The 20,572-nt window shown below is 71.1% G+C and carries 19 protein-coding genes and 1 tRNA gene; 10 read left to right on the plus strand and 10 right to left on the minus strand.

The features are described from left to right. On the minus strand, positions 1-5,181 hold a 5,181-nt coding region (locus tag ACWDRB_RS63805), incomplete at its 3' end, for an SDR family NAD(P)-dependent oxidoreductase (RefSeq protein ID WP_449911902.1). A gap of 38 nt (positions 5,182-5,219) precedes the next feature. Then, entirely contained in the window at positions 5,220-5,969 is a 750-nt protein-coding gene (locus ACWDRB_RS63810; protein ID WP_449911904.1) for a thioesterase II family protein, read from the minus strand. 336 nt (positions 5,970-6,305) lie between these two features. Here ACWDRB_RS63810 and ACWDRB_RS63815 point away from each other — a divergent pair, with 336 nt between their 5' ends. Next, positions 6,306-7,346, plus strand: a complete 1,041-nt coding sequence (locus ACWDRB_RS63815; RefSeq protein WP_449911906.1) for a MupA/Atu3671 family FMN-dependent luciferase-like monooxygenase — start codon at positions 6,306-6,308, stop codon at positions 7,344-7,346. Continuing rightward, complete coding sequence (locus ACWDRB_RS63820) at positions 7,343-7,861, plus strand: flavin reductase family protein (protein WP_449911908.1); 519 nt, start codon at positions 7,343-7,345, stop codon at positions 7,859-7,861. Before ACWDRB_RS63815 ends, ACWDRB_RS63820 begins: the two co-directional genes overlap by 4 nt. 43 nt (positions 7,862-7,904) lie before the next feature. Here ACWDRB_RS63820 and ACWDRB_RS63825 read toward each other — a convergent pair. The 3 genes from ACWDRB_RS63825 to ACWDRB_RS63835 form a co-directional block, all read right to left on the minus strand. Continuing rightward, positions 7,905-7,978, minus strand: a tRNA-Lys gene (locus tag ACWDRB_RS63825). Positions 7,979-8,019: 41 nt separating this feature from the next. After that, positions 8,020-8,943, minus strand: coding sequence for a nucleoside hydrolase (locus tag ACWDRB_RS63830; RefSeq protein ID WP_449911910.1), 924 nt, complete (start codon positions 8,941-8,943; stop codon positions 8,020-8,022). A gap of 237 nt (positions 8,944-9,180) precedes the next feature. Beyond that, positions 9,181-9,573 (minus strand): OsmC family protein, encoded by a 393-nt coding sequence (locus tag ACWDRB_RS63835; protein WP_185068009.1) that lies wholly within the window; start codon positions 9,571-9,573, stop codon positions 9,181-9,183. A 52-nt stretch (positions 9,574-9,625) separates the two neighbouring features. Here ACWDRB_RS63835 and ACWDRB_RS63840 point away from each other — a divergent pair, with 52 nt between their 5' ends. Both ACWDRB_RS63840 and ACWDRB_RS63845 read left to right on the plus strand, forming a co-directional pair. Continuing rightward, the gene (locus ACWDRB_RS63840; protein WP_449911913.1) at positions 9,626-10,327 is read left to right on the plus strand and encodes a hypothetical protein; all 702 of its coding nucleotides are present in this window, start codon (positions 9,626-9,628) and stop codon (positions 10,325-10,327) included. A 50-nt stretch (positions 10,328-10,377) separates the two neighbouring features. Continuing rightward, positions 10,378-11,154 (plus strand): FAD:protein FMN transferase, encoded by a 777-nt coding sequence (locus tag ACWDRB_RS63845; protein ID WP_449911915.1) that lies wholly within the window; start codon positions 10,378-10,380, stop codon positions 11,152-11,154. 74 nt (positions 11,155-11,228) lie between these two features. Here the strand turns inward: ACWDRB_RS63845 and ACWDRB_RS63850 are convergent, their stop codons facing one another. Beyond that, on the minus strand, positions 11,229-11,504 hold the full coding sequence (locus ACWDRB_RS63850; protein WP_185068012.1) for a hypothetical protein: 276 nt from the start codon (positions 11,502-11,504) through the stop codon (positions 11,229-11,231). 133 nt (positions 11,505-11,637) lie between these two features. On the opposite strand from ACWDRB_RS63850, the gene ACWDRB_RS63855 reads away from it, so the two are divergent. Next, positions 11,638-12,018, plus strand: a complete 381-nt coding sequence (locus ACWDRB_RS63855; protein WP_185068013.1) for a phage holin family protein — start codon at positions 11,638-11,640, stop codon at positions 12,016-12,018. Between the two features lie 7 nt (positions 12,019-12,025). Continuing rightward, a complete protein-coding gene (locus tag ACWDRB_RS63860; protein WP_449911917.1) occupies positions 12,026-13,384 on the plus strand; it encodes an aromatic amino acid lyase in 1,359 nt (452 codons plus the stop codon). Between the two features lie 79 nt (positions 13,385-13,463). Here ACWDRB_RS63860 and ACWDRB_RS63865 read toward each other — a convergent pair whose 3' ends face one another. Beyond that, entirely contained in the window at positions 13,464-14,453 is a 990-nt protein-coding gene (locus tag ACWDRB_RS63865) for a LacI family DNA-binding transcriptional regulator (protein WP_449911919.1), read from the minus strand. 243 nt (positions 14,454-14,696) lie between these two features. Here ACWDRB_RS63865 and ACWDRB_RS63870 point away from each other — a divergent pair, with 243 nt between their 5' ends. Both ACWDRB_RS63870 and ACWDRB_RS63875 read left to right on the plus strand, forming a co-directional pair. After that, positions 14,697-15,557: an amidohydrolase family protein gene (locus tag ACWDRB_RS63870; RefSeq protein ID WP_449911921.1), complete on the plus strand. Its 861-nt coding sequence runs from the start codon at positions 14,697-14,699 to the stop codon at positions 15,555-15,557. After that, positions 15,554-16,087, plus strand: coding sequence for a cysteine dioxygenase (locus tag ACWDRB_RS63875; RefSeq protein ID WP_350741611.1), 534 nt, complete (start codon positions 15,554-15,556; stop codon positions 16,085-16,087). Before ACWDRB_RS63870 ends, ACWDRB_RS63875 begins: the two co-directional genes overlap by 4 nt. On the opposite strand, the gene ACWDRB_RS63880 is transcribed toward ACWDRB_RS63875, so the two are convergent. Together ACWDRB_RS63880 and ACWDRB_RS63885 are read right to left on the minus strand one after the other, a co-directional pair. Then, positions 16,056-16,724: a (2Fe-2S)-binding protein gene (locus ACWDRB_RS63880; protein WP_355199610.1), complete on the minus strand. Its 669-nt coding sequence runs from the start codon at positions 16,722-16,724 to the stop codon at positions 16,056-16,058. The genes ACWDRB_RS63875 and ACWDRB_RS63880 overlap by 32 nt on opposite strands. Positions 16,725-16,734: 10 nt before the next feature. After that, on the minus strand, positions 16,735-17,907 hold the full coding sequence (locus ACWDRB_RS63885) for a CynX/NimT family MFS transporter (RefSeq protein WP_363979334.1): 1,173 nt from the start codon (positions 17,905-17,907) through the stop codon (positions 16,735-16,737). 67 nt (positions 17,908-17,974) lie between these two features. On the opposite strand from ACWDRB_RS63885, the gene ACWDRB_RS63890 reads away from it, so the two are divergent. Next, positions 17,975-18,961: a LacI family DNA-binding transcriptional regulator gene (locus tag ACWDRB_RS63890; protein WP_449911924.1), complete on the plus strand. Its 987-nt coding sequence runs from the start codon at positions 17,975-17,977 to the stop codon at positions 18,959-18,961. Between the two features lie 4 nt (positions 18,962-18,965). On the opposite strand, the gene ACWDRB_RS63895 is transcribed toward ACWDRB_RS63890, so the two are convergent. Beyond that, a complete protein-coding gene (locus tag ACWDRB_RS63895) occupies positions 18,966-19,286 on the minus strand; it encodes a hypothetical protein (RefSeq protein WP_350741616.1) in 321 nt (106 codons plus the stop codon). Between the two features lie 185 nt (positions 19,287-19,471). Here ACWDRB_RS63895 and ACWDRB_RS63900 point away from each other — a divergent pair, with 185 nt between their 5' ends. Next, entirely contained in the window at positions 19,472-20,437 is a 966-nt protein-coding gene (locus ACWDRB_RS63900) for a sugar-binding transcriptional regulator (RefSeq protein ID WP_350741618.1), read from the plus strand. Positions 20,438-20,572: the final 135 nt, after the last annotated feature.

Genomic DNA, 20,572 nt, shown 5'->3' on the forward strand with positions numbered 1-20,572 from the left:
CCCCGGATACCGGCACGCCATCCCCACAATCGCGATCGGCTCATCCACCACCGAGGCGGCGGTCACCACGGCCTGCGAGGTCTGCCCACCGCCCAACTCACCCACCAGGAACTCCGCCACCGCCTCAGCCGTCGGGAAATCGAACACCAACGTCGCCGGCAACCGCAGCCCGGTCGCGGCGATCAGCTGGTTGCGGAACTCCACCGCGGTCAGCGAGTCGAAGCCCAGCTCCTGGAAGGCGCGATCCGGCTGGACCGCGTCCATCGAAGCGTGTCCGAGCACCTTGGCGACCTGCTGCCGGACCAGCTCCAGCAGCGCCCGGTCCCGCTGGTCGGCCTCCATCCCTGCCAGCCGCCGTGCCAGCCCCGTTCCCGCCGCACGCGCCACCTGCCGCGCGGGACCGCGTACGAGCCCGCGCAACAGCGCCGGAAGCCCTTCACCGCGGTTCCGCAGGGCCGTCGCGTCCACCCGCAACGGCACCAGCACCGCCGTGTCGCCGGCCGACCCGGCGTCGAACAGCGCCAGCCCCTCCTCCACCGACAGCGCCGGCAGGCCCTGGCGCCGCATGCGCTCGAAGTCGGCCTCGCTCAGCGCGCCGCCCATGCCCGCGTCGGTATCCCACAGGCCGAAGGCCAGCGACGTCGCCACCAACCCCATCGACCGCCGGTACGACGCCAGGGCGTCCAGGAACACGTTCGCGGCCGCGTAATTGGCCTGCCCCGCCGCCAGCACCAGGCCACCGGCCGACGAGAACAGCACGAACGCCGACAGGTCCAGACCCGCCGTCAGATCATGCAGATGCCACGCCGCTGCCGCCTTGGCCCCCAGCACCCGCGCGAGCCGCTCCACCGACAGCGACCCCACCAGGCCGTTGTCACTCACCCCGGCCGCGTGCACCACCCCGGTCAACGAGTCCGCCACCGAAGCGACAACCCGGGTCAGCGCCTCCCGGTCGGCCACGTCGCAGGCCTCGACCGCGACCTCGGCTCCCAGCTCGGCCAGCTCCGCCACGAGGTCGGCGGCACCGGGCGCCTCCAGGCCACGCCGGCTCACCAGCACCAGCCTGCGCACTCCATGCGCCGTCACCAGGTGCCGGGCCACCAGGGCACCCAGCCCGCCCGTGCCACCGGTCACCAGCACCGTGCCGTCCGGGCCGAACACCGGCTCGCCGGCCGACGCAGCCGCCTTCACCAGCCGGGGAACCCGCACCTGCCCGTCGCGAACAGCCGCCTCCGGCTCCCCCGAAGCGACCACCGAACCCAGGGCACGCCACGACTCCGCGCTGCCGTCCACGTCCACCAGCACGAACCGGCCCGGATTCTCCGCCTCGGCCGCCCGTACCAGGCCCCACACCGGGGCCGTACCGACGTCCAGGCCCTCGGCGGCCTGAACGGCCACCGCACCACGCGTCACCACGACCAGCCGCGACGACGTGAACCGCTCGTCGGCCAGCCACTCCTGGATCACGCCCAGGGCCTCGGCGGTGATCTCGTGGACGGCGTCGAGGACCTCACCCTCCGGCGCGGACACCACGTACGTCACAGCCTCGGGCACGGCGGCATCCTCGGCGACGGCCGCCAGCTCGGGCAGCTCCTCGGCCCCGGCGGGGGCGAGCGAGAGGGGTGTCCAGTCCACGCGGAACAGCGCGTCGGCGTGGTCGCCGCGAGCGGCGGTGAGCTGACCGGCCGAGACGGGCCGCACGGCCAGCGACTCGACCGACAGCACCGGCGCGCCGTCGGCGTCGGCGATGGTCAGGGCGATGGAGGTGTCCCGGATGCGGGAGATCCGCACCCGGACGCTGCTCGCGCCGGCCGCGTGCAGCCGCGCTCCGCCCCAGGAGAACGGCAGGACGGTCTGCCCGTCCCCGGCGATCAGCTGCGCGTGCATGGCGGCGTCCAGCAGGGCGGGGTGCAGTCCCGACCTGGCCGCGTCGGCGTGCGCCTGCTCGGGCAGCGCGACCTCGGCGAACACGTCGCGGTCTCGGGACCAGGCCGCCTGCAAGCCCTGGAAGACGGGCCCGTACTCGTATCCCATGTCCAGGAGGAGGTCGTAGGCGTCGGACACGTCGATCACGGCGGCGCCGGACGGCGGCCACTGCTCCAGCCCTTCCACCTGCGCGGGCGCGGCATCGGCCAGCGTGCCATCGGCATGCAGCACCCAGGGGGCGTCGCCGTCGGCGCGGGAGTGGATCGAGACCGGCCTCACCCCGGCGTCGTCACCACTGTCGACCAGCACCTGCAGCTGGCGCCCGCCGTCGGCGGGCAGCAGCAGCGGCGCCTGCAGGGTGAGCTCCTGTACGACCGGGCAACCGGCCTCGTCCCCGGCCTGCAGCGCCAGCTCCAGGAACGCCGTGCCGGGCAGGAGAATCGTCCCGTTGACGGCGTGGTCGGCCAGCCACGGCTGCGCGGCCACGGAGAGCCGGCCGCTGAGGATCACGGACTCGCCGCCGGCGATCTCGGTCACCGCGCTCAGCAGCGGGTGATCGACTGCCGCGAGCCCGGCCCCGGCCATGTCCCCGGCGTCGGCCCGCGCCGACATCCAGTACCGCTGGTGCTGGAAGGCGTAGGTGGGCAGATCGACCTGCCTGGCCGGTGCCAGCACCGCGGTCCAGTCCACGGCAATGCCGTGGGTGTGCAACCGACCGAGCGCCTCGATCAGAGAGCGGACCTCGTCCCGGTCCTTGCGCGTGGCGGGAACGAACACGCCGTCGGCGATGCTCTGCTGAGCCAGCCCCGTCAGCACCCCATCCGGGCCGACCTCCAGGAAGTGGCTCGCCCCTGAAGCCGTCACCCCGTCGGCGAACCGCACAGCCTGCCGCACGTGCTCCACCCAGTAACCAGGGGTGGTCAGCCGCCCCGGCTCAACAAGCCGGCCGGTCACGTTGGAAACGATCGCAAGAGTGGGCTCGTGGTAGGTCAACCCGGAGATGGCCTCCTCGAAGGAAGCCAGCATCGGCTCCATCAACGGCGAGTGGAAAGCGTGCGAGACCCGCAACCTGCGCGTCCGAACACTCACCCGGCCCTCGATCTGCGCGATCGCTGCTTCGTCGCCGGAGATCACCACCGCTGCCGGACCGTTGACCGCCGCGATCCCCACCCGACCCTCCAGCAGGGGCACAACCTCCGCCTCGGGCGCGGCGATCGCCAACATCGCACCACCCGTCGGCAGGGCCTGCATCAACCGGGCCCGGGCCGCCACCAGCGCGCACGCATCCGCCAGCGAGAACACCCCCGCCACGTGCGCGGCGGCGATCTCCCCGATCGAATGCCCGACCAGCACACCCGCCCGGACCCCGAAGGACTCCAACAGCCGATACAACGCCACCTCGAAGGCGAACAGCGCCGGCTGAGTCATCCCCGTCTCGTTCAACACCCCATCCGGGTCGTCGAACATCACCTCACGGACCGGCAGGAACTGGTCGATCTCCTCCAGCGCCTCGGCGAACACCGGGAACGCCTCAGCCAACTGCCGACCCATCCCGACCCGCTGGCTGCCCTGACCGGCGAACAGCAACGCCAGCTTTCCGCCAGAACCACTCCCGGAAACCCCATCCGAGGCCAGCGCCCGCAACCCGGCCAGTAACTCGTCACGATCCGCACCGACCACGACCGCACGCTGCTCCAGCACGGTACGACCGGTCGCCAGCGTCCACGCGACCCCGGCGGCGTCCGGCTCCGGGCGTTCCTCCACCCATGACGCGAGCCGCTCGGCCTGCCCGGCCAGCGCCTCGGGCGTCTTCGCCGAGATCAGCCACGGCACCACCGGCGGCCCCGTGTCGTCGCCGGCGACCGCGTCGGTCTCCTCACCCTGCTCGATGATCACATGCGCGTTGGTGCCGCTCACCCCGAACGACGAGACGGCGGCACGGCGCGGATGATCCTGAACGTCCCACGACCGGGCCTCGGTCAGCAGCTCAACGGCCCCGGCCGACCAGTCCACATGTGGGGACGGCTCGTCCACGTGCAAGGTTTGCGGCAGCACCCCGTGCCGCATCGCCATGACCATCTTGATCACGCCACCCACGCCGGCCGCAGCCTGGGAGTGACCGATGTTGGACTTCAGCGACCCCAGCCACAGCGGCCGTTCCCGCTCCTGGCCATACGTCGCGATCAACGCCTGCGCCTCGATCGGGTCGCCCAGGGTGGTCCCGGTCCCGTGCGCCTCGACCACGTCCACGTCTCCGGCCGCGAGCCCGGCGTTGGCCAGCGCCTGCCGGATCACCCGCTGCTGGGAAGGGCCGTTCGGCGCGGTCAGGCCGTTGCTGGCACCGTCCTGGTTGATCGCCGAACCCTTGACAACCGCCAGCACCCGGTGGCCATTACGCCGCGCGTCCGACAGCCGCTCCACCAGCAGCATGCCGACACCCTCGGCCCAGCCGGTGCCGTCCGCCGAAGCCGAGAACGCCTTGCATCGCCCATCAGGGGACAACCCGCGCTGCCGCGAGAACTCCACGAACGTGCCCGGCGTCGCCATCACCGTGACACCGCCGGCCAGCGCCAGGTCGCACTCCCCCGACCGCAGCGCCTGCACCGCCAGGTGCAGCGCCACCAGCGACGACGAGCACGCCGTGTCCACGGTCACCGCCGGGCCCTCGAACCCGAACGTGTACGACACCCGGCCCGAGGCGATGCTGCCCGAATTACCGGTCCCGACCAGGCCCTCCAACTCCTGGGGCACGGAGGACACCTGAGGGGCGTAGTCGTGGTACATCACCCCGGCGAACACGCCGGTACGGCTGCCACGCAGCCTGGCCGGATCGACGCCCGCCCGCTCGATCGCCTCCCACGACGCCTCCAGCAGCAACCGCTGCTGCGGATCCATCGCCAACGCCTCACGCGGCGAAATCCCGAAGAACCCGGGATCGAACTCCCCCGCGCTGTACAGGAAACCGCCGTGCCGCGAGTAAGACGTCCCACGGCTGTCCGGGTCCGGGTCGTACAGCTTGTCGAGGTCCCAGCCGCGATCGGCGGGGAACTCCCCGATCGCGTCCCCGCCCGTGGCCACCAGGTCCCACAGGTCCTCCGGTGACAGGACCTCGCCCGGGTAGCGGCAGGCCATTCCGACGATCGCGATCGGCTCGCGCGCCGCCTCGGCGAGAGAACGGTTCTGCGCACGCAGCCGTTCCGTCTCTTTCAATGAGGAACGCAGGGCCTCGATGAGCTTGGTGTCGTTCGCAGCCATTCTCGCCTCGTACTCTTCCTGCAACCGAAAGGGGGGGCCTACGCCTGGACGGCGGGGATGTTCTCGGTGATCTTCCGCATGACCGCTGCCGCGTGTGAGTTCAGGTAGAAGTGGCCGCCGCGGAAGACGTGCATGTCGAACGGGCCGCTGGTGTGCTCTTTCCAGCGCTCGGCCTCGTCCAGCGACACGTGCGGGTCGGAGTCGCCGACCAGGGTGATGATCGGCGCGTCGATCTTGATGCCGGGCGGGCAGCGGTAGGTCATGATCGCCGTGTAGTCGCCGCGCAGCGACGGAAGGATCATGTTCACGAGCTCGGGGTCGTCCAGCATCCGCGTGTCGGTGCCGCCGAGCCGCCGTACCTCGGCGATGAGCGCCCGGTCGCCCTCCTTGTGCACGGTCTCGACGCGTACGCTCGACGGCGCGCGCCGGCCGGACGCGAAGAGCACCAGCGGCGAGACGCCGTCGCCCATCAGCCTCTTGGCCACCTCGAACGCGACCACCGCGCCCATGCTGTGCCCGAAGAAGGCCATCGGCCGGTCCGCCAGGGGCAGGATCTCCCCGGTGAGGCGATCGGCGAGGATGCCTATGTCGTCGATGCACGGCTCCAGGCGGCGTTCCTGCCGGCCCGGATACTGGATCGCCAGGACGTCGAGCCGCGGTGCGAGCTGTTTGGCGACCGGGTGGAAATAGGAAGCGGAGCCGCCCGCGTGCGGGAAGCAGATCAGACGGGTGGCGGATGCCGGCGCGGCGAAGAACCGCCGTACCCACGCTCCGGTTTCGGTGATCACTGGACATTCCTTCCTCTGCCGACAGGGAATTCGGCACCACGCCGCGGGATATCACCGTTCATTCCAGCCCATGCGGCCGCGGCGTAGCCACGGGATTCGCCCCCTAATGTCCGGGGGTATTCCCCTAACGAATCCACCGACGGTCCTGCGCGTGGTGAAGCCGCGTCGGGATAAGGGGCGATAAGGGTTGCCCGAGCGCGTCAGGCCGTGCTCAGCAGGGCGGACGCCCGACGGCCGGCACGCCTAGTGGGCGCTAGGGGTTACCCCGCTTTCTCCGCTCACAAATACTTGTGACACCCGGACCGGGCGCATCAACGCGGCACGCAAGGAGAAACGATGGACTTTGGTCTATTCTATTTCGCGGACGATGTCAGGGCGGGAACCGACCAGTACCGGCTGCTGCTGGAAGGGGCCAGGTTCGCCGACACCCATGGATTCTCCGCGGTGTGGACACCCGAGCGGCATTTTCATGAATTCGGCGGCCGATATCCCAATCCCGCCGTGAGCGCCGCGGCCGTCGCCGCCGTGACCGAGCGGGTCGCCATCCGCGCGGGAAGCGTCGTGGCGCCGCTGCACCACCCGGTTCGCATCGCCGAGGAATGGGCCATGGTGGACAACCTGTCCGGCGGCCGGGTCGGCGTGTCCTTCGCCCCGGGCTGGCACGTGGTCGACTTCGCGTTGCGGCCCGAGAACTACGCCGGCCGCCGGCAGGTGACGACGGACACCATCGACACGGTGCGGCGGCTGTGGCGGCAGGAGGAGGTGGAGCTGGTCGACGGGGCCGGCGAGTCGGTCAAGCTGCGCGCCTACCCGGCGCCGGTCCAGCCGGAGCTGCCCACGTGGCTCACCAGCTCGGGCAACCCGGAGACGTTCCGCCAGGCGGGCGATCTCGGCTACGGCATCCTGACGCACCTGCTCGGCCAGAGCCTGGACGACCTCGTACGCAAGGTCGCCGACTACCGCGAGCACTACGCCAGGGCGCACAGCGGCACCGGCCACGTCGCGCTGATGCTGCACACCTTCATCGGCGAGGACCGCGCCCGCGTGCGCGAGATCGTCCACCAGCCCTTCACCGACTATCTGCGCAGCTCCCTCGGCCTGGTGCTGAAGGCGGCCGAGGACCTGATGCCCGGCATCGACCCGGACTCGATGGACCCGGAGGACATCGAGTTCCTCCTGGAGATCTCGTTCGACCGCTATTTCGACACGGGCGGCCTGTTCGGCACGGTCGACGACGGCATGGCGGTGCTGAGCTCGCTCCAGGAGATCGGCGTGGACGAGGTCGCCTGTCTCATCGACTTCGTCCCGGACACGGACACCGTCCTCGACGGGCTGCGCCACCTCGACGAGCTCAAGCGGCGCTGGAGCACACGATGATCGACAGCCTGAGGCTGAGGCGTGTGCTCGGCCACTACCCGACGGGGGTCGTCGTGATCGCGGCGCTGGAGGACGGCGAACCGCACGGTTTCACGGTCAACTCCTTCACCTCCGTCTCCCTCGACCCGCCCATCGTGAGCTTCTGCGCCGCCCACACCTCGGCCACCTGGCCCCGCATCAAGGCCGCGGGCGCCTTCACGATCAGCGTGCTGGGGGCCGGGCAGGAGCAGGTGTGCCGGTCGTTCGCGGCCAAGGGGAGCGACAAGTTCTCGGGGGTCGGCTGGTCGGTGCGGGAGAGCGGGCACCCGGCGATCACGGGCGCGGTCGCGTGGATCGACTGCGTCCTCGATCTGAGCCACGTGGTGGGCGACCACGAGCTGATCCTCGCCAAGGTGGTGTCGCTCACCGTGAACGACTCCGACGACGACCCGCTCGTCTTCCACCGTGGACGCCTCGGCCGGGTGTGCGCCGAGACCTTCCCGATCCTGACGCGCCGATGCCCGGCGCCCGCCTGATCAAAAAAGCCCAGGCCACCTGAGTGACCTGGGCTTTTCGCTGTGCGCCGCCAGGGACTCGAACCCCGGACCCGCTGATTAAGAGTCAGCTGCTCTGACCAACTGAGCTAGCGGCGCAACAGGTGTAACTGTATCAGCCGCCGAGCCCTGACCGCACATCATCCGAGCCGCCCCGCCAGCCTCTCGTACGCTCCCAGCACCAGCTCCCAGAATCCCCTGACGTCGATCGACGTGGCCACGAGCGCGTTCGAGTCCTGCTCGCTCACCTTGAAGTCCGTCACGGTCATCCCCCGCGTGTAAAGCCCGGCGGTCTCGACGTTCACCATCGCGGGGACGCAGGTGAAGAGGGAGGGGTCGAGCACGTACGCCACCGCGCACGCGTCATGGATGGCCGGCCCGCCGTCGGCCGTCACCACTCCGTAGAACTGCGCGGCGGGCACCAGCAGCTCGGCCAGCTTGCCGAGCGGCCACATCCGGTCCAGGACGTCCGAGGTGACCGTGGCGGACAGGGTGACGTCCAGCCCCAGCATCCGCACCGTCCACCCGGCGCCGAAGACGATGGCCGCCGCCTCCGGGTCGGCCAGCATGTTGAACTCGGCCGCCGGATTGTGGTTGCCACGCGTGAACGAGCCACCCATGATCACCAGTTCGCGGGCCCACTCCACGACGCGCGGCTCGCGGCGTACGGCGAGGGCGATGTTCGTCAGCGGGCCGACGGCCACCAGCGTGATCTCGCCCGGAGCGGCCTTCAGCGTGTCCACGATGAAGTCGACCGCGTGGCCGTCCGAGGGCCCCAGCTGCGGGGTGGGGAGCACGACACCGCCGAGACCCGTGGCGCCGTGCACGCGGGTGGCGCGCACGGTCTCGCGCAGGAGGGCGCCGGCGCTGCCCGGCGTCACGGGGACATTCCCCATTTCCAGGAACTCGCGCAGCGCGAGGGCGTTCGCGGTGGTCAGGGAGAGGTCAACGTTGCCCCCCACGGTGGTAATGCCCACCACGTCCAGGGAGGGGGAGCCGGCGGCCAGGGCCAGAGCGAGCGCGTCGTCGATGCCGGGGTCGCAGTCAATCAGCACTTTCTTCACGGAAGGGGAGGATACGCATAGATCGGGCCGGGCAGTTCCCCCAAAGCTGCCCGGCCCGATCGGCGGCGGTCCAGGCCGGCGCTTCCCCCAAAACGCCGGCGGTCCCGCACTGGCGAACCGCGGTCCCCCTCCGCGTCCGCTTCGGTGAAGGTCTATTGGCCTCTTGACCTGCTACAACGCTACCGAGACGAATGCAACGGTCGCGTCATAACGGGGTCGAATATCTGTTTAATCCGACTACGGAAGCTCCAACCGAACCTCCGTACCTTCCTGAAGCGACCTGCTCACCGTGCAGTACTTCTCGTGCACCCGCTCCGCGACCGCCCTGAACACCTCGTCGGCCTCCTCCGAGGGCAGCTCGACGTCGTACGTGACGGTGACCGGGCCCAGCTTGCTGGGCTCGACCTTCTCCGCCTGCACCGTCATCGCCAGGCGGACCAGCCGGTGACCCCGCTTGGCGGTCAGCGGCTCGACCGTCACGATGTTGCATCCGCCCACGGCCGCCAGCAGCAACTCCACCGGGGTGAACACCCCGTCCTCGTCCCCGCCGCCCATCCGCACCTCGGCGCCGCGGGCGTTCGTGGCCCGGAATCCGCCGTCCTCAGTTCGCTCGACACGCACGTTAGCCATGTTTCAGACCCTACTCAGAAACCTTTAATGTTCATTCAGCATCGTGAGTGGCATGGCTAGCGAGGCGAATGCGAACCAAGGTCCCATCCTCTTCTGGTGCGGGGTCGCGGTGGCCGAGTTCGGTGCGATCCAGCCGGGATTCGGCTACCCGTGGCGACCCAGTGCCTACGCCGCCGCGGCGCTGCTCGTCGCGTTCGGCCTGATCACCGTCAAGGCCGCCGACTACCTCCGCACCGAGGAGGCCAGGCAGCGCCTGCGGCTCGGCAGCTATCTCGCCGGCGCGCTGCTGGTGGCCCACCAGTTCAGCTCCACGGCGTACGTGACCGACCTCAGCCGCGCCGGCTCGCTCGTCCTGTACGCGATGGCGGCCGTCATGGCGGTCTGGAGTCACCAGCTCTCCCACGCGACCAGGCCGACCCTGCTGATCGCCACCGGCCTCGACGCGGCCGCCCTGCGCGAACGGCTGGCCGGCACGCCCGACACCGTGGCCGTCTACCGCACCGAGCGCGCCACCGACGAGCTGCGCGACCTGGAGGCCCGATACGGGCTCATCCTCGTCGAGGGCGCCGAGCACGACCCGCGCGCCAAGGAGCGCCTGAGCGCCTCCGGCCTGAGCCGCCAGATTCCCGACATCGCCGAGCGCGACGTGGTGGTGGCCGGTCCGCGGCAGTTCAAGAGGTACGTACGCGGCGCGTTGTCACGCCTTGCTGTCCCAAGATCACAGATTCATTTCAAATCACGGCAAAAGGTTTAGCTCCACATTACGCGCCATCTGCAACGGTGGGCTGCGGACAAGGAGGCAAGGTGACGACTTTCCCCGGAAGCGCCCGTGTCGAGATGGTCATGGGCATGCCGGTCAGTGTGGACATCCGCACCGCTCTCCCGGTGCGTGAGATGACGCCCCTGCTGGATGACGCGTTCTCCTGGCTGAGGTGGGTGGAAGACACCTTCAGCCCGGTAAGAGAGGACAGCCAGATCGGCCGCCTCAACCGCGGCCAGACGATCAAGCAGATCCCCGAGCTCATCGAGGTCCTCCACCGCTGCGACGAGATCAGCCAGGCCACCGACGGCTACTTCGAGGCCCGCATCAACGGCGTCACCGACCCGTCGGGCTACATCAAGGGCTGGGCGCTCGAACGCCTTTCCCGCGCCCTGGTCAACGCGGGCGCGGGCGACCACCGCATCAGCGCGGGCGAGGACATCAGGGTGCGCGGCTCGGCCGCCCCGGGCAAGCGCTGGCGGGTCGGCATCCGCGATCCGCGCAAGGACGTGATCCGCAAGGTCGTCTTCGCCCACGACCTCGGCATCGCCACCTCCGGCGCCGCGCCCATCGTCAACCCGCACACGGGGGCCGTCGAGGAAGGGCTCGGCTCGGTCACCGTGATCGGTCCCGACCTGGGCCAGGCCGACGCGTACGCCACCGCCATCTACGCCATGGGGCCCATGCTGTCCAGGCGCTTCGCGGCCGACCTGGCGGCGGCGGGGCCGTACCAGACGATGATCATCACCCGTGACGGGCAGGAGGTCAGCACGCCCGGCTTCGCCGAATACAGCGGCAGCGAGGCCCGCATGGCGGGCTGAGCGCGCCCGTGTGATTACGGAGGGTGGCCCGTATCGGCCTTGCGAGGTCACCCCCCGGCGCCCTGGGAGCACGGTCAGGCGTCGGGATGTTTACGCAAATACTCTATGTAGATCGGGCGCAGCGCCTCACCCAACTGCCCCTCGCCGGAGGCGATGGCATCGCTGAGCAGCGCGGAGACCCTGCTGAGGTCGTTGGCGGCCTCCGTCCCGTGACCGCTGGCGGCCTCGGCGGCCGGGATCACCTTCAACAGGTCCCAGAGAAACCCCAGGTCTCCGTGCCGTACGGCGTACCGCACCGCACGGTCGTGCAACTCGTCGGCCGGCAACGACTCGAGCCCGTTCGCGTCCATCTCGCTCCCTCCCCTGGACGCCTCTTCCCGAGTTGGGCCAATCATAACCGACGACTACGCACAGTAGCCGCGGAGAATCGTAGTGCCCACGCCACTATCGAAGTGCCGATCTCAAGTGGGAGGATCAAGCAGCGTGAGATTCATCATCAGAACCATCGCCGCGGCGGCGGCCCTCTGGGTGGCCATCCAACTGGTCCCCGGCATCGAGGTCAGCACCTCCCCCAACTCCGCCAAATACTGGGGCGTGCTGCTGATCGTGGCGTTGATCTTCGGCATCGTGAACGCGATCGTCAAGCCCATCGTCAAGGCCCTCGGATGCGCGATCATCGTTCTGACACTGGGCCTGTTCCTCCTCGTGATCAACGCGGCCATGCTGCTGCTGACGAGCTGGATCTCGACTCAGCTCGACATCCCCTTCCACGTCGACAACTTCTATCCGGCCGCCTTCTGGGGCGCGATCATCATCAGCGTGGTGAGCTGGCTGCTGGGCCTGTTCATTCCCGACGGCGACTGAACCGCCGGTGGAGCTCGACGGCGCCGGCCTGACCTGCGCGCAGGTCCACGAGGCCGCGTACGACGGTGCCCGGGTCACGATCGCCTCCCTCGATCGGGCCCGGGCCGCGTGGGCCACCGCTCAGGAGCTCACGGGCCCCGTGTACGGGCGGAGCACCGGCGTGGGCGCCAACAGAGGCGTCATCCTCGACAAACCCGGCCTCGACCTGCTCCGCAGCCACGTGTGCGGCGCCGGCCCGATGATCCCGCCGGCCCGCGCCCGGGCCATGCTCGTGGTCCGGCTCAACCAGCTCCTCGTCGGCGGCTCCGGCATCGACCCGGCCGTCCTGCCGGCGCTGGCCGAGGCGATCAACGGCGGCTTCACCCCGCCGATCCAGACGTACGGCGCCATCGGCACCGGCGACCTCTCCGCCCTCGCCACCACGGCCCTGTGCCTGCTCGGCGAACTCCCCTGGCACCACGAACCCCCACCCCCGTTCCCTCCGGGGACGCCCCCGATCGACGTGGCCGGGCCCCGCTTCCCCTTCGCCCCGGAGGACGCGCTGCCGTTCATCAGCTCGGGGGCCGCCACGCTGGCCGACGCCGCCATCGCCTGCCATCGCCTCCGGCTCCTCCTGGAAGCCGTCATCGACGTGGCGGCGATGTCGTTCACCGCCGTGGGCGCCTCGGCCGAGCCGCTGGCGGCCGCCGTACAGGAGGCCCGCCCCCACCCCGGCCAGGCCGCCGTGGCCGCCCGCCTGCGCGGCCTGCTCACCCAGGAGCTGGCGACCCGCGTGCAGGACCCGTACGGCTACCGGGCCTTCGCCCAGGTGCACGGGGCCGCCGTGGACGCCCTCGACCGGGCCACGGCCGCCGTCGAGATCGACCTCAACGCCGCCGCCGAGAACCCCCTCATCGCCGGCTCCCTGGCCTGGCACAACGGCAACTTCCACTCGGCCCCGCTGGCGCTGGCGCTCGACGCGTCGCGTGCCGCGCTCGTGCAGACGGCCCAGCTCAGCGCCGCTCGCCTGGCCACCCTCATGGACCCCGCCTACACCGGCCACCACCCCTTTCTCGCCGACCGCCCGGGGTCGTCGGGGGCGCTGATCCTGGAGTACGTGGCCCAGGATGCCCTGGCCGAGCTCCGACTCCTCGCGACGCCGGTGACGACGGGCACGGCGGTGATCTCCCTGGGCACGGAGGACCACGCGGGCTTCGCGACCCAGGCGGCCCGCAACGCCCTGCGCTGCCTGGAGCCCCTGGAAATCGTCCTGGCCTGCGAACGCACCGCCGCTCTCCGCGCCCTCAACACCCCCACCGCGGACCGCCCCCTCACCGACGACCTCACCACCTCCCGCCACGCCCTGACCCTCCACCCACCCCCCTGACCCCCGAGGCTGCCCGCTCTCGGTAGCCGGGCTCCCAACGCCCACGGACCCCACGCGCGCACCGAGGCCGGGGGAGGCGTCACGACACGCGGGCGACCGATCCCCGCTCCCGAAGGGTGGGCTCCTGGACGACGCGCCGCCGCCGGGTCCCCCCGTCCGCCGCCGCCGAGATGAGGCGGACCGCCGCCTTGACGATCCCGTCGATGTCCCAATCGACGGTCGTGAGACCAGGCGTGAGCAGCCCGGACATCGGGTGATCGTCATACCCCATGACCGACACGTCGTCGGGGACGGCCAGTCCCAGCTCCTGGGCCGCGGCGTAAACCCCGTAGGCGATCGAGTCCGCGAAGCAGAACACCGCGCTCGGCCCCTGCCCCGCCAGCAGCTCCCGCGCCGCGGCGGTGGCCCCCGCCAGCCCGTGCGGGGCGGTGGCGACCATGATGTCCAGCCCCAGCCGGTCGGCCTCGGCGGTGACGTGCACGTCGGCGGGCCGGTCGGGAGTGCTGGCCCGGGTCGGGGTGAGGACGGCGATGCGGCGGTGGCCCAGCGCGCGCAGGTGCTCCAGCGCCAGCGTCACGCCGCGCCGGTTGTCGAAGACGACCTCCCCGGCCGTGCCCGCGATCGAGTCGCCGATCGCGACCACCGGCAGCGACTCGCACAGCTCGGGCCAGAACGCCGCCGCCGGATCGATCGGCTGGACGATCAGCCCGTCGACGCGCTGGTCGCGCAGCCGCTGGGCGAAGGCCCGCTCGCGGGCGGGATCGCCCACCGCGTCAAGGATCAGGGCATAGCGGTCTTTCTCCCGCAGCCCTCTGCTGATGCCGACCGCCAGGGACTGCTGCCACAGGTCCTCCAGCGAGCCGCACAGCAGGCCGATCATGCCGGTGCGCCCGCTGGCCAGGGCCCTGGCGATGGGGTCGGCCTCGTAGCCCAGCTCGGCGGCCGCCGCGCGTACGCGCTCCATGGTCTCCTCGGAAACCTGCAGGCCGCGCAGCGCATACGAGACGGCTGCCGGTGACAGGCCTGTGGCCTGAGCCACCTCCCGGATCGTGGCTCTCTTGCGAGGCATTAAGCCAGCCTATTCGCTAGCGCCGACAGAACCGATTCCAGTCAGCCGATTCGCGCTCCTCACCGCACGTGCGCCGCCCCGGAACGCCGGGCCTGTCGGTGTTTCCGGCGGCGTCGGGCCCGTTGACAACGGCCTTGTGAAGCGGTTCACTGAACCGTATCACTGAAACGCTTCACAGCTCAGTGTCGCAAGGTGGTGCGGGTTACCTGTAATGTTAGTAGGGAATAGGGGAAGGGGGAAGCCGTGAGCATCGACGTCCATCAGCACGTCTGGACGCGCCCGCTCGTCGACGCCCTGCGCGCCCGTTCCTCCCCTCCCCACGTCGACGGCTGGACGTTGTTCCTCGACGACGAGCCCCCGTACGAGATCGACCCCCAGGACCTCAAGCACCGCGACACCACCGGCCTGGAGCTGGCGCTGGTGTCGCCGTCGAGCCCGCTCGGCATCGAGTTCCTGCCGCCGGAGGAGTCCTGGCCGGTCATCGACGCCTACCACGACGGCGCGCTCGCGCTGGGCGAGCCGTTCGGGGCCTGGGCGTCGACGTGCCTCAGCCGGCCCGACCCCGAGCGCCTGGCCCGGGACCTCGGCCGCGGCTTCGCGGGGCTGCAGATCCCCGCGACGGCCGTGCCCGACGACGGCCTGCTCGAGGTGCTCACGGACCTGGGCCTTCCGCTGTTCGTCCACCCCGGCCCGGCCGCGAAGACCCCGGGCACGCCGCCCTGGTGGCCCGCCGTGGTGCCGTACGTCCAGCAGATGCACGCCGCGTGGCACTACTTCCACGCCGTCGTCCGCCCCAGGCACCCGGAGCTGCGCGTCTGCTTCGCCCTCCTCGCGGGGCTGGCCCCGCTGCACTCCGAGCGCCTGATCGCCAGGGGCGGCGGCAGCCGCGGCCTGGTCGATCCGAACTTCTTCGTGGAGACCTCCTCCTACGGCCCGCGGGCGATCGACGCGATCGTCCGCGAGCTGGGCATCGACGTCGTCGTCAACGGCTCCGACGCCCCTTACGCCACCGCACCCGAGCCCGGACTCGGCGCGGCCGCCGGCCACGCCATCCGGGTCGTCAACCCCCGTCGTCTATTGAGCGGAAAGGAGACTCGTACGTGAGCACTCAGCAGATCCAGGACGGGGGCACCTGTGCCCGGTTGCCCGAGCGCACGCTCGACCGGCGCGAACTGCGCGACCTGGTGAACGAGCTGGCAACCCACCCCGAGGAGTGGCGGGACCAGGTGCAGTTCCCCGAGGACGGCGGCAGGCACTACGCCTCGCTCTACCGTGACGCGTACGTGGACGTCTGGCTGCTCTGCTGGCGCCCCGAGGACGACACCGGCTGGCACGACCACGACATCTCCTCCGGCGCCGTCCACGTGGTGCAGGGCGCGCTCCTGGAGTGCAACCCGCGCATCGGCGGCGAGCACCTGGAGACCGTGGTCACGGAGGGGCAGTCGTTCTCGTTCGGACCCGACCACATCCACCGCCTCAACGGCGCGGTGGACGAGAGCGTCTCCATCCACGCCTACTCGCCGCCGCTGTGGCGGCTCGGCCAGTACTCCATCGACGACACCGGCGTCATGCGCCGCGTCTCGGTGAGCTACGCCGACGAGCTCAGGCCGCTGGACGACGCGGTGGTGGCCTGAGCACGCAGCAGCTTCCGCAGGGCTCGACATCGGGCAGTGTGATCCACAGGCAGCAGGTCCTGCGGAAGTAGCCGTCGCCGGCGGGCTCGATCAGCCCGTCGACCGGCGGGCCGATCTCCTTCAGCAGCCGCATGTAGTCGCCCGGCACGATCGACGTCAGCGGATGGGCGAGCGCCTCGGCCGTGGATCCCCACAGCGTCCGCTCGCCCACCTTCGCGATCGCCCCGACGGCCCGCACCAGCGGCGCCTGCGACTCGGCGAGCGCCTCACGGATCGCGGCGGCCCCTTCGGACCAGCTCACCCGCGTGGCCGCGATCGTCACCCCGGCGTCCGACACCTTGAAGTACGTGTCCGCCGGCCGCATGATCGGCACCCGCCCGTCCAGCGCCCAGCCGAGCGCCATGGGCATGGTGTGCCAGTAGCCGTAGGTCTTCCAGAACAGCGCCGCGCCGACGTGGCGTGGCGCGTTCCAGCGCGCGGCCGTCTCGTCGATCAGCCCGAGCAGTGCCGCGTACGGCTCCCGCAGCAGCTCGGTGACCGGCGTCCAGCTGCCGTCGGGCTCGATGACCAGGCGCGGCTCGACGCCCAGCACCCCGCCACGCGCGTCGGCGACCCGCTGGAGCGTCTCGGTCAGCACCCTGAACCCCCTAAAGGTTAGCCTTACCTAAGGTAGCAGGCCGCCCCGCGAACCACCCAGCCGCGATCTGCACCACGAGCACCCCCAGCCCCGCCAGCAGCGGCACCGTCCAGCCGCCGGAGACCTCCCTGAGGAACCCGAACAGCAACGGCCCCACCGCCGCGATCCCGTACCCCACGGACTGCGCCACGGCCGAAAGCGCGGTCACGGTGGCCGGATCGGCGGGCCGCAGCGCGATGATCAGCAGTGCCAGCGCGAACGAGGCCCCCTGGCCGATCCCCAGCACGATCATCCACAGCCAGGGCGCGGCCGTGGGGGCCAGCAGCATGCCGAGGTAGCCGAGCACGGTCAGCACACCCGCTCCGACCACGTACGGCACCTGCGAGGCCCGCCGGCCCGCCAGGACGGGGATCGCCAGCGAGGTGCCGACCTGGACCAGGTTCGTCAGGCTGAGCAGGTAGCCGGCCTGGTCGGCGGGGAGTCCGGCCTCCAGGAAGATCGTCGGCAGCCAGGCCAGCATGACGTAGAAGGTGAGCGACTGCAGGCCCATGAGTGCGGTCACGGACCAGGTCACGGGGCTCCTGAGCACCACTCCGAACGGCCTGGGCCCGTTCTGCGCCCCGCTCTGCTTGCGCAGCGCCTGGGGCAGCCAGAGCAGCGCGGCCAGCAGGGCGGGCACGGCGAGCAGCGCGGAGACGCCGCGCCAGCCGTACCCGGTGGCGTGCTCGATGGGGACGACCAGCCCGGAGGCGAGGGTGGCGCCGGCCACCACGGCGGCGACGTAGACGCCGGTCAGCAGGTTGACCCGGGTGGGGAAGTGCTCCTTGACGACGGCGGGCATGGAGACGTTCATGACGGCGATCGCCGTAGCGGCCAGGGCGGAGCCGAGGTAGAGCACGGGCGCGCCGCCGAGGCCGCGCAGCGTCACGCCCGCCGCGATGACCAGCAGTCCGGCCAGCAGCGTGCGGTCGAGCCCGAAGCGCCGCGCGAGCAGCGGCGTGACCGGCCCGAACACGCCGAGGCAGACCACCATGACCGTGGTGACGGCGCCGCCGCCGGCGGGCGACAGGCCCACGTCCTTCATGATCTCGTCGAGGAGCGGGGAGACCCCCGCGATGGCGGGGCGCAGGTTGAGCGCGGCCAGTACGAACCCGGTGACCAGCACGGCAGATCTCAACGACATAGGGAACCACTTTCGCATAACCCCTGACAACGTTGTCTGCCTGGTCCAGGTGAGGAATGATCCTGGCGTGAGACCGACGATGAAGGACGTCGCCTCGGCGGCGGGCGTGGCGCTCAAGACCGTCTCGCGCGTCGTGAACGGCGAGCCCGGCGTCCACCCGGCCACCGCCGAGCGAGTGCGCGCGGCCATCGAGCGGCTGGGCTACAGCCGCAACGAGAGCGCGGCGGTGCTGCGCAGGGGCAGGACCGCCACGGTCGGGCTGGTCATCGAGGACGTGGCGGACCCGTTCTACTCGGGTCTGAGCCGGGCCGTCGAGGACGTCGTCATCGAGCACGGCTGCCTGCTGCTGAGCGGGTCGTCGAGCGAGGAGCCGCTCAGGGAGCGCGAGCTGGTCGAGACGTTCTGCGCGCGCCGCGTGGACGGGCTGATCATGGTGCCCGCCGGCGAGGACCACACGTACCTGCGGCCCGAGCTGGAGGCCGGCACGCCGGTGGTGTTCGCCGACCGGCCGCCGGGAGCGGGGATCGACGTGGACACGGTGCTCGCCGACAACCTGGGCGGCACCGGGGAGGCGATCCGCCACCTCATGGGCCACGGCCACCGCAGGATCGCCTTCCTCGGGGACGCCCCGGGGATCTTCACCGCGGCCGAGCGGCTCAACGGCTACCGGCAGGCGCTCGGAGGGTTGTTCGACGAGCGGCTGGTGTCGATGCGGCCGCCCTCACTGGAGGGCGTACGCGCCGACCTGGCCCGCATGTTCGCCCTGGACGATCCGCCCTCCGCGCTGTTCACCGGCAACGGCCGCTACACCGTGACGGCGCTGCGCGCGCTGGCGGGGCGCCGGGTGGCGCTGGTGGGGTTCGACGACTTCGAGCTGGCCGACCTGCTGACCCCTGGGGTGAGCGTGGTGGCGCAGGACCCCGCGTGGATGGGGCGGGTGGCGGCCGAGCTGCTCTTCCGCCGCCTGCGCGGCGACACGGGCCCGCCGGAGCACATCGAGCTGCCGGTACGGCTCATCGCCCGCGGCTCCGGCGAGCTCCCCCCACCGGGCTGACCGGTCAGGCGACCCGCTCGTCCACGCCCACGGCGCCCACGCCGCTGGTGAAGATGCCGCCGCAGTATCCCCGGGACTCCCCCGACGCGCCGGGCGCGAGCGTCACCCACTCGCCCACGACGTCCGGCGCCCGGCCGCAGACCACCACGGCCCGGAACCTCCAGGTCTGGCCCGTGGGGTTGGTGCAGGACGCGATGCCGAGGTCTCGGTCCTGCGCGTGCACGTAGGTGTCGCAGCGCAGGACCGTGGCCGCCGCCACGGCGGGCGGCGCCATGTTCCCGACCACCAGGCCGACGGCCACCGCGACGTACATCCCCTTGGACATTGCCTCTCCCCTGTCCCCCGTATTACTGTGCGCAGCCGATCGTAAGCGCAGAGTAGTAGCCCTGTCTGGAGAACCTCATGGCGGCTAGCCTTTCCAGCGGAGGGCGCGGCAGTGGCCCCCGGGGACATCACCGCCTATAGTCGTTTGCGCATCGGTTCAGCAAAAATGTTCACAGGAGCGCGCGCATGAATGCCGCCGACGTCGCACCCGAGACGCAGGCCAGGTTCCCGCTTGAGCTGATGTACGCGGCGGCCCAGCAGTACTACATCGAGGAGGCCACGCAGGGCGACATCGCCCAGCGGCTCGGCGTCTCCAGGGCGACCGTGAGCCGGCTGCTCACCGAGGCCCGCAAGCAGGGCATCGTCGAGATCAAGGTGCACCGGCCGGCCGCGCTCGCGGACGGCCCGCTGGCCGCCGAGGTGGCCGAGGCGCTCGACCTGGAGCGCGTCTATCTGGTCCCCAAGGTCAGCGGCCCCACCCTGGGCCCGTGGCTGGCGCCCGCCGTGACCCGCGCGCTGGCGGCGGTCGGGCTGGAGTCCGGCGACGTCGTGCTCGTCTCGTCCGGCACCACGGTCTACGAGTGCGCCCGCGAAGGGCTCGGCCAGTACCCGGGCGTCACGATCGCGCCCGCCGTGGGCGGCCAGGAGGAGCCGCAACCCTGGTTCCAGACCAACGAGACCACCCGCATCCTGGCCGAACGCGCCGGCGGCGTGCCCGCCTACCTCTACGCGCCCGCGCTGCCCGGCCCCGAGCTGTTCTACTCGCTGCAGCACGAGCCGTCCGTACGCCGGGTCATGGACCTGTGGGCGCACGCCAAGTGCGCCATCGTCGGCGTCGGCTCGGCCCCGCTGATGCGGCAGATGACGCCCTCCCTCATGCCGCGCGACGCCGACAGCCTGCGCCAGGCCGTGGGCGACGTGTGCATGCGCGTCTACGACCGCGACGGCGAGCCCGTCACGTACCCGGGCAGCGAGCGCCTGGTCGCCACGAAGCCGGAGGAGCTGCGCCGCATCCCCGCCACGATCGCGGTCGCGGTGGGCGCCGAGAAGGTGCTGTCCATCGTCGCGGGCGCCAAGGGCGGCTACTTCAACCAGCTCGTCACGGATGTCCCGACGGCAGAGGGCCTGGTGGCCGCGGCTCGCCAGCTCTGAACATTTTTGCTGGACAAAGTTTCAGCACCCGCGCTACCGTGAGCCGCACCACAGGATGTGCCTGGCTGTGAGGGGCATTGTCCTGTTTCGGGGGGCAGTGCGTCATGGATCCCGGTAGCAAGTGAGGAACGAAAC

It is taken from the genome of Nonomuraea sp. NPDC003707 (genome assembly GCF_053587055.1).

Excerpts from the sequence above, each read along its gene's own strand:
- ACWDRB_RS63815 (WP_449911906.1), top strand. The coding sequence starts at position 6,306 with ATGGACTTTGGTCTATTCTATTTCGCGGACGATGTCAGGGCGGGAACC.
- ACWDRB_RS63820 (WP_449911908.1), top strand. The coding sequence starts at position 7,343 with ATGATCGACAGCCTGAGGCTGAGGCGTGTGCTCGGCCACTACCCGACG.
- ACWDRB_RS63835 (WP_185068009.1), bottom strand. The coding sequence starts at position 9,573 with ATGGCTAACGTGCGTGTCGAGCGAACTGAGGACGGCGGATTCCGGGCC.
- ACWDRB_RS63840 (WP_449911913.1), top strand. The coding sequence starts at position 9,626 with ATGGCTAGCGAGGCGAATGCGAACCAAGGTCCCATCCTCTTCTGGTGC.
- ACWDRB_RS63850 (WP_185068012.1), bottom strand. The coding sequence starts at position 11,504 with ATGGACGCGAACGGGCTCGAGTCGTTGCCGGCCGACGAGTTGCACGAC.
- ACWDRB_RS63865 (WP_449911919.1), bottom strand. The coding sequence starts at position 14,453 with ATGCCTCGCAAGAGAGCCACGATCCGGGAGGTGGCTCAGGCCACAGGC.
- ACWDRB_RS63885 (WP_363979334.1), bottom strand. The coding sequence starts at position 17,907 with ATGTCGTTGAGATCTGCCGTGCTGGTCACCGGGTTCGTACTGGCCGCG.
- ACWDRB_RS63895 (WP_350741616.1), bottom strand. The coding sequence starts at position 19,286 with ATGTCCAAGGGGATGTACGTCGCGGTGGCCGTCGGCCTGGTGGTCGGG.
- ACWDRB_RS63900 (WP_350741618.1), top strand. The coding sequence starts at position 19,472 with ATGAATGCCGCCGACGTCGCACCCGAGACGCAGGCCAGGTTCCCGCTT.